We start from the raw sequence: 11,242 nt of genomic DNA, 5'->3' as shown, positions 1-11,242 counted from the left end.
CACTCCGGGGCACCGGTACCTCCTGCTCGTCCAGACGAAGTGCTCATTGTGCGAGGCGTGTTGTCAGGCGTCCAGCCACCGACACCGGACAACGCCGCCACCCCTACAAACGAGACACCGCCGCAATCACCCACGGCGGGCCATCTGAACGAGGGGATGCACGACCATGAGCAGTGACCTGGCGAAGGCTCGCCCGCGGCGGCGTACGCGCAGGGCCGTACTCGGTGCTCTCACGGCGGTACTCGTCTCCGGCGCGGTGCTGGCCGGACCCACCGTGGCGTCGGCGGATCCGGCGGATCCGGCGGATGTGGCCCTGGGCCAGGCCGACCTGAACGGGCTGGCGTACAACGCCGGCACCGTCGACGGGATCAGCGGACCGCAGACCGAGGCGGCGGCGGAGTCCTTCCAGTCCGATCGGTGCCTGAGCGTCGACGGGATCATCGGCACCCAGACGCTCGGTGAGCTGGAGAGCGTCGTCAAGGAGGTGCAGGGCAAAGCCGGGGTCGGCCAGGACGGCGACTACGGCAGCGGCACCGTCACCGCCGTCAAGAACTACCAGAGCGCACACCAGCTCACCGCCGACGGCATCGCCGGCCCGGACACCATGAAGGCGATGGGCATCACCCGGCTGGTCGCGAGCTGCCACACCGGCACCGCCCAGCGCGACGAGATCGTGAGCGTGGCCAAGAGCCAGCTCGGCGTCCGCGCCGACTCCGGCAACTGCGTCCCCGGCAAGCCCTACAGCATCTGCGCGGACTGGTGCGCGGCCTTCGCCACCTGGGTGTGGCGCGACGCCGGGGAGAACATCCCGTTCATGACCTACGTGCCGAACGTCTACGACTGGGCGGTGAGTCACAACCGTTGGTACGGCACCAGCCAGCTGCACTCGGCCCTTCCCGGCGACATGATCATCTTCGGCACGGCCACCAACCGCTACCACATCGGGATCGTCGACCACGTGAGCGGATCGACCGTCTACGTGATCTCCGGCAACACGTCCAACCCGAGCAACTCGAGCCAGATCGGCGTCTACGACAAGAGCTATCCCCTGTCGAGCTCCGTCTTCTACGGGCTGGTCCGGCCCTAGGCACCCGCCTCCGCCGGCCGTCCGGCACCACCACCCGCCTGACGGCCGGCGCCGCGATCCACGCTCACCACGTGCCTCGCGGCGCCGGTCCTCCTGTCACGACCCTCGGGAAACGGAAAACCACCGATGAACAGAAACCTGGCCGCCGTCGTCACGATCGGCCTCACCGCTCTTGCCGCATCGGCCGCACTGCCCGACGACGCGGCCCGTGCCGCGGCGGTTCCGGCAGGGGCGGCCCGTCCCTGGCACGAGGACGCCGACCACATGGGTTCCGGCCTCACCGCCCGAACGGCGCCCGGGACGGTTGCCGACTCCGCCGCCGCACCGAGCCCCACCGTCACGGCGACGCTGAAGGGCCTGGACGTCAGCGCGTTCCAGGAGAACGTCAACTGGCCGTCGGCGGCGTCGAACGGCGCCTCCTTCGCCTACGTCAAGGCGACCGAGGGCGTCGACTACACCAGCGGCCAGTTCTCCCAGCAGTACAACGGATCCGCCGCGGCGGGCCTGATCCGCGGCGCCTACCACTTCGCCCTGCCCGACACCGCCGGCGGCAGTGCCCAGGCCGACTACTTCGTCGCCCACGGCGGCGGCTGGTCCGACGACGGCAAGACGCTGCCCGGAGCGCTCGACATCGAGTACAACCCGTACGGAGCCACCTGCTACGGCCTGAGCCAGAGCGCGATGGTCTCCTGGATCACGGCCTTCAGCACCGAATACCACACCAGGACCGGCCGCTACCCGATCATCTACTCCACCCGTGACTGGTGGTCGACGTGTACCGGCAACTCCGCCACGCCCGGCCAGCACGACCCCCTGTGGATCGCCAACTACAGCGGCTCGCCCACCCCGCCCAACGGCTGGAGCACCTACACCGTCTGGCAGAACGCCGACAAAGGAACCTTTCCCGGCGACCAGGACGTCTTCAACGGCACCACCGCGAACCTCAGGACCTTCGCCCACGGCACGTACACCCCGCCCCCGCCGCCGCCCACCGACGGCTGGCCCGTCGTCGCGCAGGGCGCGACCGGCCACGCCGCCACCGCCGTTCAGTACCTCCTCGACGCTCACGGCGCCGCCCTCACCGTGGACGGCGACTTCGGTCCGGCGACGCGCAGCGCGGTCATCGCCTTCCAGACCGGCAAGGGCCTCGCCGCGGACGGCATCGTCGGGCCCGACACCTGGCAGCAGCTGATCGTCACCACACAGGAGGGCGACAGCGGACCGGCGGTGAAGGCCGTCCAGGACGAACTGGCCGCGCACGGCCGTCCCGTCACCGTGGACGGTGACTTCGGCCCGGCGACGCGCAGTGCGGTGACCGCCTTCCAGTCCGGCGAGGGCCTGACCGTCGACGGCGTCGTGGGCCCCGACACCTGGCGGCACCTGGTTTCCTGAGGGTCCATCAGCATCCCGGCCCCGGGTCCGGCTTCACGTCGGACACCGGGGACCGGGCATCACCCGGGAAAGGAGCACAACCGACCATGTTCACGCTCAGAAAGGCCGCGCGCACCGGCGTACTCGCCGTCACGGCGCTCGCCGCCGCGCTCACCGTCTCCAGCGCGTTCGCGGTGGGCTGGAACGACACCGCCGCCTACGTGGACTCCGGCAAGAGCACCGCCGGGCTGCAGCAACTCGTGTGGTCGCCGCAGCCGAGCGGCAACCTCGCGGCGATCGACGCGGCGTATGCCGGCGGTCAGCTGACCGCCGACGGCAGCCCCGGTCTGGCACAGGTCTTCAGCCACACGAACAAGCGCATGTACTACAAGACCGACGCCGAGTGCGACAGCGCCCGATCGGCGGTGACCGCAGCCGACGCGGCCTACACGCTGGCCGGTTGGTGCTTCGACCACACCAGCGACGAGGCGTCGTCGAACGCCTGGGTGCCGCAGTCGGTGACCACGTCACAGGACGCCGAGCGGAGTTCCGGATATCACGCGGGCGGGGACGAGGTGGTGGTCCTCTGGCGGCACGAGGCCGACGCGGACAACCGGACGCGCTGCCCCGGCGTGCCCGACGACTCCGGGCGGTCGGTGGGGCTGCGCGCCTCGTTCATCGACCGGCCGTACACCGACGGCACCCACGGGGGCCTCCGGCACGTCCTTCTGGTGGCGCCCGGCGCGCCCAACGCCTCCGGTCTGACCTTCAGCCCGGTCTGCGACGTGCACGGCGGCGGAGTCGTCTGGTTCGGGCCCTACCTGTTCGTCGCACAACACGGCTCCGGAGTGCTGGTGTTCGACACCCGCCGCACCTATCTCGTCCCCGACGACACGACCTGCGGTCGGGACGGGGCCGCCCCAGGGGTCAACGATGTCGGACAGGTCACCAACTCGTCCGGTACCCAGCAACTGTGCGCGGGGGGCTACCGGTACGTCATGTTCGAAACCGGCCGGTTCGTCACCACGCCCACCGGCTGCTCCACCACACCGGCCACGCTGTACGCCGGCCTGTGCTTCTCGTCGCTGTCCCTGCAGTGGTCGGACAACGCCCTGGTCTCGGCGGAGTACCGCGATCCGGCCGACATGACGGCGTCCGGTGCCGGAGCGCGCATCGTCAGCTGGTCCACCGCCGACCTGCTCGACCGCATGAACACCGGCGCCACGACCCCGGTCACCGCCACCGGCCTGGCCGAGACGAACTTCGAGGGCGTGCAGGGCGTGGTCTCCCGGCCGAACCCGACCTCCGGACGCCCGGAGTTCTTCATCGACCGGACGGTCCCCGGCAACGACAGCAGCCAGCTGTGGTACGAGCAGGACAACGACGGTGTGTGCCCGGCCGAGGGAACCTTCATCGACAACGCCGAGTCGATGTCCTACTGGGTCGACTCGTCGGGTGACGCCCACCTGTGGAGCATCAGCGAGTACGGCAACCGGCGGATGCTGGTGCGGGTCTACACCAAGGAGTACAACGACCCGCCGAGTGGCTGCCCCGAACAGTGACCCGGGGAGCGCCGGGGCGCCGGTGAGCCGGTGTGGCGGGTTTTCGCACCGGTGCGCGGGGCAGGCGATCAGGGTCGCAACGAGCTTCGGACAGGACAGAGGTCGCCGTGGATCTGTTTTCCCATGTCGAACGCGTGGTGCCGCAGCGCGGCGGAGCGGTGACGGTTCCGGCGCGGGACCCCTTCGACCCCTCCGCGGTGCCCGCGTCACGCGGCAGCCGCCATCACGGGCTGCCCGCGACGGACGAGGGGGCTCGTGAGCCTGTCGCCGCCGGAGAGCTCGCTTGACCACCGTGTCGGCGGCGTCCGCCCGGACCGGACCGCTGGGCCGCGGGTGCCGTCGACGACGTGTGGTGACTGAGAAGCGTTTCCCCGGCACGCGGACGAGGGTGTGAACGGCGGCATGGATGTCCAGCTCAGGAACAATGTGAAGGTCGTGGGCCCGCCCGGCGCTCCGGTGGTGGTGCTGGCGCACGGTTTCGGCTGTGACCAGAACATGTGGCGCCTGGTCGTGCCGGCTCTCGCACAACGTCACCGCGTGGTCCTCTTCGACTACGTCGGTTCCGGCGGCTCCGTACTGTCCGCCTGGGACGAAGACCGGTACTCCTCGCTCGACGGGTATGCCCGCGACGTCACCGAGGTGTGTGCGGCGCTGGACCTGCGCGACGCCACGTTCGTCGGGCACTCCGTGAGCGCCATGGTCGGGGTACTGGCCGCGCAGTCCGCGCCGGAGCGGATCGGCGGTCTCGTCATGGTGGCTCCCTCGCCCCGCTACATCGACGACGAGGGATACCGGGGCGGCTTCACCGCCGAGGACATCGACGAGCTGCTGGCGTCCCTGGAAGCGAACTACCTGGGCTGGTCCTCGGCGATGGCCCCGGTGATCATGGGCAATCCGGACCGTCCCGAACTGGGGAACGAGCTGGTCAACAGCTTCTGCGCGACCGACCCGGCCATCGCCCGCGTTTTCGCCCGCACCACCTTCCTGTCCGACACACGCGACGAACTGCGCCAGGTCGCGGTGCCGACGCTCGTCCTGGAGTGCAGCCAGGACGCCATCGCCCCGCGGGAGGTGGGCGCCTACGTGCATGCCCAGATCGCCGGCTCGCAGCTGATCACCCTGGACGCCACCGGCCACTGCCCGCAGCTGAGCGCTCCGGAGGCCACCGTCCAGGCCATCCTCGCGTTCCTGGAGACCCGGCGGTGATGTGCCGTACGGGCGACGTTGACGAGCCCTTCGAGTCCGGGAGCGAGACGGGCACGGACGCGGCGTTCACCGCTCTGCTGGAGGACAGCGCGGAGGAGCTGTACGAGGCGGCGCCCTGCGGTTACCTGTCGACGCTGATGGACGGGACCATCGCCAAGATCAACACCACGCTGCTGGACTGGCTGGGCATGGAGCGCACGTCCGTGGTCGGGCGCCTGCGCTTTCCCGACCTGCTGACCGTGGGCGGAAAGCTCTACCACGAGACCCACTACGCACCCCTGCTGCGTATGCAGGGGTCGTTGCGCGGTATCGCGCTGGAGCTGAAAACCGCCGACGGCGGCCGCCTGCCGGTCCTCGTCTCCTCCCAGGTGAAGTTCGGCAGCGAGGGTGAGCCGCTGCTCATCCGTGCCACGGTCTTCGACGCCTCGGACCGACGCGCCTACGAAAAAGAGCTGCTGCATCGCCGACAGGAGGCCGAACGCGCCCGTGCCGAGGCAGAGGCCGCCCGCCGCCAGGCCGAGGCCGACCGGGGACGGTTGGCGGACGCGCTCGCCGTGCTGCAGCAGTCCCTCGTTCCCAGCTCGTTGCCCGCGATCCAGGGGCTGGAGTCCGCCGTGTACTACCAGGCCGCTTCCCCCGAGCAGCTGGGCGGGGACTTCTACGACCTGTTCCCGGTGGACGACAAGCGATGGGCGTTCTTCCTCGGTGACGTGTGCGGCAAGGGCCCGGAGGCGGCTGCACTCACCTCGCTGACCCGGTACACCCTGCGTGCCGCGGCCGTGCACGACCCCGAGCCCCAGGTGGCGCTGCGCACGTTGAACGCGGTGCTCCACGAGCGGTATGCCGACAGCGGCGATCCGCGCTTCTGCACCTGTCTCTTCGGGGTCGTCGAGCCCGACCCGCGAACCGGCCGGGCCCTGGTCCGCCTCGCGTCCGGCGGCCATCCTTCCGCCCTGGCCCTGAGGACCGGCGGCGGAGCCGAACTCCTGCCCACCCCGGGCGGCATGCTGATCGGTGTCCTGCCCGACGCCAGGATGCGGACCGCCCAGACCACCCTGAACAGGGGCGACACGCTCCTGCTGTACACGGACGGTCTGACGGAGGCCCGCACAGGGCCGGACGCCGGGAGCATGCTGGGCGAGGACGCCCTGCTCTCCTTCGCCGCCGAGCACGCGCCCGCCGCACCGCGGGAGCTGATCGCCGCGCTGACCGGGCTCCTGGCGGATGCCACCCCCGGTCCCACTGACGACACGGCCCTGCTGGCCCTCGGCGTCCCGTTCACCGATCACGCGGGCACGGCCGATGGCTGATCTGACCGTCGCCCGGCGCGACACCGAAGCCGGCCCCGTCCTCCTCGTGGCCGGGGAGCTCGACTTCGTTCAGGCGCCCGTCCTGCGACAGCACGTGGCGGAACTCGCCCTGTGGCGCGGGGCGTGCCTGACACTGGACCTGTCCCGGCTGGAGCAGTGCGACTCCGCAGGGCTCACCGTCCTTCTCCTGGCTCGCGAGCGTGCCCGGGCCGCCGCCGCCGACCTGGTCCTCGCAGCTCCTCCACCCAAGCTCCGGCGCACCCTGGCCATCACCGGGCTGGACGCGGTCTTCACGCTCCGCCCGGACGAGGGCTCCTCCGGGCTGCGCCGGGACGAGGGATCGTCCGTCGCGTGACGGAGCCCTCGCCAGCTGCCCGGCCGGATGGAACGCGGCCCGGTCGGCGGGCGGCCGTTCTCACGGGCGTGCGGCGTTCACGGGTTCCGGACCCAGCAGTGACCGGGCGGGAGAGGTGTGCCCTTCGCCACGAAGGTGCGGGGCCAGGGCTCGCGGTCGCGTTCGATCATGGAGCGGGTGACGATCTCCTCGAACCAGCCGGCGGCGATCCGGCCCAGCGCCTCGGGCGTCCCGGTCGCCTCCAGCGGCGTGATGCCGGTGAGGGGCTCCGGGTGGTAGTTGCTGCTGTTCCGTTCGCTGCAGAAGAGCCGGTCCCCGGCCACGGTCGCGCCCAGCGTCATCACGACCAGATTCCGGTCGCGGTGCCGGAGGTCCACGATCAGCATGACCACCGCGTGCCCGGCGTCGAACGCCTCGTCCCAGGCGGCGTCGTAGGCGTCACCGGAGGGCTGTCGGCCGTCGACGCCGTCGTCGTCCTCGTCGGGGGGAAAGACGAGCACGGCGGTCGCACCCGGCCGGCACTCGGGCCACGTGCGGGCGCGTGCGCGGACGATGTCCACCACGGCGGTGTGCGAGGGCCCCAACTCGCCCTCGCCGACCGCGAACCAGTCGTCGTTCACGGCCGAACTCTACAAAGGCGTCGCGGACGCGTCCCGTGCGGGCGAACCGGCCCGACGGTCACCCGAGTTCGGTGCGGAGCCAGTGCCGGATCTCGGGTGTCACCGGGTCGGTGATGTCGGCGAACTCGTCGTGCTTCTGCAGGAACTTGGCCACGTAGGGGCAGACGGGCACGATGCGCTTGCCCGACGTCCGCACGTCGTCCAGAGCCTGGCGGACGAGCACGGAGGCCAGCCCCTGTCCGGCGAAGGCCTCGTCGATCTCCGTGTGGAAGAACACGCGCTGGGCGTCGCGATCACGGAACTCGGTGAAGCCCGCGAGACGTCCGCCGACCGCGATCTCGTAGCGGTGCCGGTGCTCGGCGAGTTCGACGACAGGGCCGGTCGACGACGTCATCGGGTGCCTTTCGGGTGCGGGACGCGGCGGGTTCCGGCGCGGGGTGAGCGTGGCGTTGGGCAGAACCGGTGCGGGGATGCGGTCTCCCTCGTAGCCCTCGACGCTGCCGAACCGGCTCGAGGCCTGCTGCCACGCTTCACGGGCCTCGGCGATCTCGTCGTGGTCGCGGCCGATGAAGTTCCACCACATGACGATCTGCTCGTCGAACGGCGTCCCGCCGAGCAGGATCATCCGGGCCCGGACGTCACCGGTGTTGGTGAGGGTGAGCGTCTCGGTCCCGGGGGCGTGGTACCCGAGTTCGGCCGGGGCCAGCGGCGTTCCCGCCATGCTGACGTTCCCGCCGTCCACGAGGAGGCCGTGCTCGAAGCCGGGATCGACCGCGAGGGTGGTGCTCGCGCCCGGGTCCAGGGTGAGCTCGGCGCCGAGCAGCGGGGAGAAGGTGGAGACCGGAGAGGTGTCGCCTGCCAGCGAGCCGAGGAAGACCCTGACTTCGCCTCCTGCGAGCGGCACCGGACGCGGCACGTAGTGCTGGAAGTTCCGGTCGGCGGCGCGATGCTCCGACGGGAGCGCGACCCACAGCTGCACGCCGTGCAGGACCGTGGTCGCCTCGGTGGAGACCTCCGAGTGGGAGATGCCCCGGCCGCCGGTCATGAGGTTCAACTCGCCCGGCCGCACGTAAGCGTGGGTGCCCAGGCTGTCCCGGTGCTCGATCTCCCCGCTGAACAGCCAGCTGACCGTCTGCAGACCCGTGTGCGGATGCGGCGCGACGTCCATCCCGCCCGACGCGGCGATGTCGTCGGGACCGTAGTGGTCGGCGAAGCACCAGGCGCCGATCGTGGTCCGGGCCCGCTGCGGAAGTGTGCGTCGCACCGTCATCGCCCGAGGACCGCCCAGCGGCACGTCGCGCGGGGTCAGCACCTCCACCCGCGCTTCCTGCCGCGCCGCACCCTCGTCCCCCTGGGCGCCGCACCGCAGCTCGGTGGGCTCGCTCTCGGTGTTGCTCACCGTACGACGCCTCCTCTACTCAATTGCACGTTCAACTATTATGTCACCGTAGGGCGTGCCGGCGGACGCGCGGGCGCGGGGACGGGCCTGCGGACGTGTGGGACGCGGGGGCGCGGCCCACGACGGCTCGCTGAAAGGGAGCACGGATGAGTGACGTGGTGAGCGGCGTGGTGAGTGGGGTCCTGCCGGAACAGACGCGGCAGCGCGTCTTCATCGACAAGCAGAGCCCGCAGGCCTACCGCGCCTTCCGGGAGAGCGCCGCCGTGGTGCGGACGGTCGCCGCGGACGCCGGGCTGGAGCGGACACTCGTCGAACTGATCAACCTGCGCGTGTCACAGATCAACGGCTGCGCGTACTGCCTGTCGACGCACACCAGGGCGGCGCTGCAGGCCGGCGAGGACACGCGGCGGCTGGGCGTGCTGCCGGCGTGGCGCGACACCGAACTGTTCACCCCGCGGGAACGCGCGGCGCTCGCCCTGGCGGAGGCGACCACCAGCCCCGCGGACGCCATCGCGCAGGAGGACGCCTACGCCTGCGCTCGCGCGGTGCTGACCGACGACGAGATCTCCGCCGTCATCTGGGTGGCGATCACCATCAACGCCTTCAACCGTGTGTCCATCCTGAGCAAACACCCGGTGCGCCCGCACCCCGCTTCCTGAGCACGCGCGGGTGGGGGGCGGAATAGCCGAGCGGGCCGATCGGTTCCCGCTTCGCCAGGGCGAGGGCAGGCCCGGGCGAGTGCCCCACATCGCAGGGAGGATCGTCATGAGCACGAGGTTCAACAGCTACCGGCCCGACGGCGAGCCCACGGCCGACCGGTGGGCCGGAGCCCTGCACCTTTTCGACGACCTCGACGACCTCGCCGCCGCCGGAAACGGCGTGCCCGTGCCGCGCGAGGAGACCGCGGCCGAGCGCTGGGAGCGGGCCGAGCTGCTCTTCGAGGAGAAGGGCTACGCGGAGGCGGCCCGGCTCCTGGCCGGCATCGTCGCCGAGTTCCCCGAGCACGTGGCGGCCCGGCTCCTGCTGGCCCGGGCCTACTACCACTCCGCCCAGCTGCGGCGCGCCGAGGAGGAGCTGCGAACGGTGATCGACCGCGACCCGGTCGAGCACTACGCCCACCTGATGCTGGGCCGCACCCTGGAGCGGCAGGGCCGCAACGCCGAGGCCGCCCCGTGGCTGCGCATGGCAGGCGCGTTCTCGGGCGAGTCCGCGTCGAACTGAGCCGGTCCGGTCCGCCCGTCGTGACTCAGGCCCGCGCTGTCACTGGCGGCCGAGCCCTGCCTGGCGGAACGTGTCGCCGGGCAGGCCCGGGAGTGGATCCTGGGCCGGGGGATCGGCCGCCGCGGGGGGTCCGGGAAGCGGGTCGGCGGGGACCAGGCGGGCCATCGACGCGGCGGCCCGGACCGCCGCGTCGGCGCAGCAGTTGTTGAACAGGACGTGGACCTCGCGGGCGCCCTCGGCCATCGCGCGGACCCGCGGGACCCACTCCGCCAGCTCGGCCGGCGTGTAGTCGTGGCGGAAACGGTCCTCCTTGGAGCCGGTGGCCCAGGCGGGGCTTCGGCCGTGCAGGCGGACCACGGCCAGCCGGGGCGACGTCACCTCGGCCACGGGCGGGATCGAGGACGGCAGACGCTGGGCCATGTCGACGGCGACGGCCGTGGCGTCCAACTCGGTGAGCAGAGCAGCGGTGTCCGCACGGCGTTCGGGCAGCCACCAGGCCGGGTGCCGGAACTCCACGGAGATCGGGCAGTCACCCGTGCGCTCCCGGGTCTCCCGCAGGGACGCCTCCGCCGCTGCCCCCGGCGCGAACCACGGCGGGAACTGGAACAGCACGGCCCCCAGCCGCCGGGTGAGCCGCAGCGGCTCCAGCGCCCCGGCGAACCGGCGCCACACCTCGTCCAGCACCTCCGGGCGCGCGGCGCCGGAGCCGTCGGCACCCGGCCGTCCGCCCCCGTACCGGCTCCCGGCGCCCAGCTCGCCCCGGAGGTCCGCCGGCAGGGCCCGCGCCGGGGTCGGGTGCCCGGTGAGCAGCGAGAACGCCTTCACGTCGAACCGGAACCCCTCGGGGGTGCGCTCCACCCACAGCCGGCTGTTCCGCTCCGAAGGCAACCCGTAGTAGGTCGAGTCCACTTCGGCCACCGCGAAGTTCGACGCGTAGAACCGCAGTTTCCCCTCGGCGTCCCGCTGTCCCGGCGGATACCAGCCGCTGCCGACCAGTGCCCTGTCCGTCCACGAACACGTCCCGACGCGGATCCTCCCCATGCGCCGCGCCTTCCCCGCCTCCCGGCCCGGACACGGCCCGATCTGGCACCCGGCCGTGGAGCCGGCCCAT

The 11,242-nt window shown here is 71.7% G+C and carries 11 protein-coding genes and 1 pseudogene; 8 read left to right on the top strand and 4 right to left on the bottom strand.

Annotation, left to right across the window (positions count from 1 at the left end; all coding sequences use genetic code 11):
• The first annotated feature begins 166 nt into the window (after window positions 1–166).
• From K7862_RS26705 to K7862_RS26680, 6 genes are all read left to right on the top strand, one after another.
• Window positions 167–1,087: a peptidoglycan-binding protein gene (locus K7862_RS26705; RefSeq protein WP_222967021.1), complete on the top strand. Its 921-nt coding sequence runs from the start codon at window positions 167–169 to the stop codon at window positions 1,085–1,087.
• Between the two features lie 126 nt (window positions 1,088–1,213).
• Window positions 1,214–2,479: a GH25 family lysozyme gene (locus K7862_RS26700; protein WP_222967019.1), complete on the top strand. Its 1,266-nt coding sequence runs from the start codon at window positions 1,214–1,216 to the stop codon at window positions 2,477–2,479.
• Window positions 2,480–2,565: 86 nt separating this feature from the next.
• Window positions 2,566–4,020, top strand: coding sequence for a hypothetical protein (locus tag K7862_RS26695; RefSeq protein ID WP_222967017.1), 1,455 nt, complete (start codon window positions 2,566–2,568; stop codon window positions 4,018–4,020).
• A gap of 402 nt (window positions 4,021–4,422) precedes the next feature.
• Entirely contained in the window at window positions 4,423–5,226 is an 804-nt protein-coding gene (locus K7862_RS26690; protein WP_222967015.1) for an alpha/beta fold hydrolase, read from the top strand.
• On the top strand, window positions 5,226–6,536 hold the full coding sequence (locus tag K7862_RS26685) for a PP2C family protein-serine/threonine phosphatase (protein ID WP_222967013.1): 1,311 nt from the start codon (window positions 5,226–5,228) through the stop codon (window positions 6,534–6,536). Before K7862_RS26690 ends, K7862_RS26685 begins: the two co-directional genes overlap by 1 nt.
• Window positions 6,529–6,891, top strand: a complete 363-nt coding sequence (locus K7862_RS26680; protein ID WP_222967011.1) for an STAS domain-containing protein — start codon at window positions 6,529–6,531, stop codon at window positions 6,889–6,891. Before K7862_RS26685 ends, K7862_RS26680 begins: the two co-directional genes overlap by 8 nt.
• Before the next feature lie 77 nt (window positions 6,892–6,968).
• Here the strand turns inward: K7862_RS26680 and K7862_RS26675 are convergent, their stop codons facing one another.
• The 3 genes and pseudogenes from K7862_RS26675 to K7862_RS26670 all read right to left on the bottom strand — a co-directional run.
• Window positions 6,969–7,511, bottom strand: a complete 543-nt coding sequence (locus tag K7862_RS26675) for a hypothetical protein (RefSeq protein WP_222967009.1) — start codon at window positions 7,509–7,511, stop codon at window positions 6,969–6,971.
• 58 nt (window positions 7,512–7,569) lie between these two features.
• Window positions 7,570–7,905: a GNAT family N-acetyltransferase gene (locus K7862_RS37845; RefSeq protein WP_262413868.1), complete on the bottom strand. Its 336-nt coding sequence runs from the start codon at window positions 7,903–7,905 to the stop codon at window positions 7,570–7,572.
• A gap of 21 nt (window positions 7,906–7,926) precedes the next feature.
• Window positions 7,927–8,910: pseudogene (locus tag K7862_RS26670) on the bottom strand (pirin family protein); the annotation flags it as partial.
• 146 nt (window positions 8,911–9,056) lie between these two features.
• Here K7862_RS26670 and K7862_RS26665 point away from each other — a divergent pair.
• Both K7862_RS26665 and K7862_RS26660 read left to right on the top strand, forming a co-directional pair.
• Entirely contained in the window at window positions 9,057–9,569 is a 513-nt protein-coding gene (locus K7862_RS26665; RefSeq protein ID WP_222967005.1) for a carboxymuconolactone decarboxylase family protein, read from the top strand.
• A gap of 106 nt (window positions 9,570–9,675) precedes the next feature.
• Complete coding sequence (locus tag K7862_RS26660) at window positions 9,676–10,131, top strand: tetratricopeptide repeat protein (protein ID WP_222967003.1); 456 nt, start codon at window positions 9,676–9,678, stop codon at window positions 10,129–10,131.
• Between the two features lie 39 nt (window positions 10,132–10,170).
• Here the strand turns inward: K7862_RS26660 and K7862_RS26655 are convergent, their stop codons facing one another.
• Window positions 10,171–11,172, bottom strand: a complete 1,002-nt coding sequence (locus tag K7862_RS26655) for a DUF72 domain-containing protein (protein WP_222967001.1) — start codon at window positions 11,170–11,172, stop codon at window positions 10,171–10,173.
• Between the last annotated feature and the right edge of the window lie 70 nt (window positions 11,173–11,242).

Source organism: Actinacidiphila acidipaludis, from assembly GCF_019890725.1.
In the GTDB taxonomy this organism is placed as follows: domain Bacteria; phylum Actinomycetota; class Actinomycetes; order Streptomycetales; family Streptomycetaceae; genus Actinacidiphila; species Actinacidiphila acidipaludis.
This window is presented reverse-complemented; position numbering and strand designations above follow the sequence as displayed.

What these genes read in the sequence shown, in the direction of transcription:
- K7862_RS37845 (WP_262413868.1), bottom strand. Translation starts at nt 7,905, where the DNA reads ATGACGTCGTCGACCGGCCCTGTCGTCGAACTCGCCGAGCACCGGCAC.
- K7862_RS26685 (WP_222967013.1), top strand. Translation starts at nt 5,226, where the DNA reads ATGTGCCGTACGGGCGACGTTGACGAGCCCTTCGAGTCCGGGAGCGAG.
- K7862_RS26665 (WP_222967005.1), top strand. Translation starts at nt 9,057, where the DNA reads ATGAGTGACGTGGTGAGCGGCGTGGTGAGTGGGGTCCTGCCGGAACAG.
- K7862_RS26695 (WP_222967017.1), top strand. Translation starts at nt 2,566, where the DNA reads ATGTTCACGCTCAGAAAGGCCGCGCGCACCGGCGTACTCGCCGTCACG.
- K7862_RS26705 (WP_222967021.1), top strand. Translation starts at nt 167, where the DNA reads ATGAGCAGTGACCTGGCGAAGGCTCGCCCGCGGCGGCGTACGCGCAGG.
- K7862_RS26700 (WP_222967019.1), top strand. Translation starts at nt 1,214, where the DNA reads ATGAACAGAAACCTGGCCGCCGTCGTCACGATCGGCCTCACCGCTCTT.
- K7862_RS26680 (WP_222967011.1), top strand. Translation starts at nt 6,529, where the DNA reads ATGGCTGATCTGACCGTCGCCCGGCGCGACACCGAAGCCGGCCCCGTC.
- K7862_RS26660 (WP_222967003.1), top strand. Translation starts at nt 9,676, where the DNA reads ATGAGCACGAGGTTCAACAGCTACCGGCCCGACGGCGAGCCCACGGCC.
- K7862_RS26690 (WP_222967015.1), top strand. Translation starts at nt 4,423, where the DNA reads ATGGATGTCCAGCTCAGGAACAATGTGAAGGTCGTGGGCCCGCCCGGC.
- K7862_RS26655 (WP_222967001.1), bottom strand. Translation starts at nt 11,172, where the DNA reads ATGGGGAGGATCCGCGTCGGGACGTGTTCGTGGACGGACAGGGCACTG.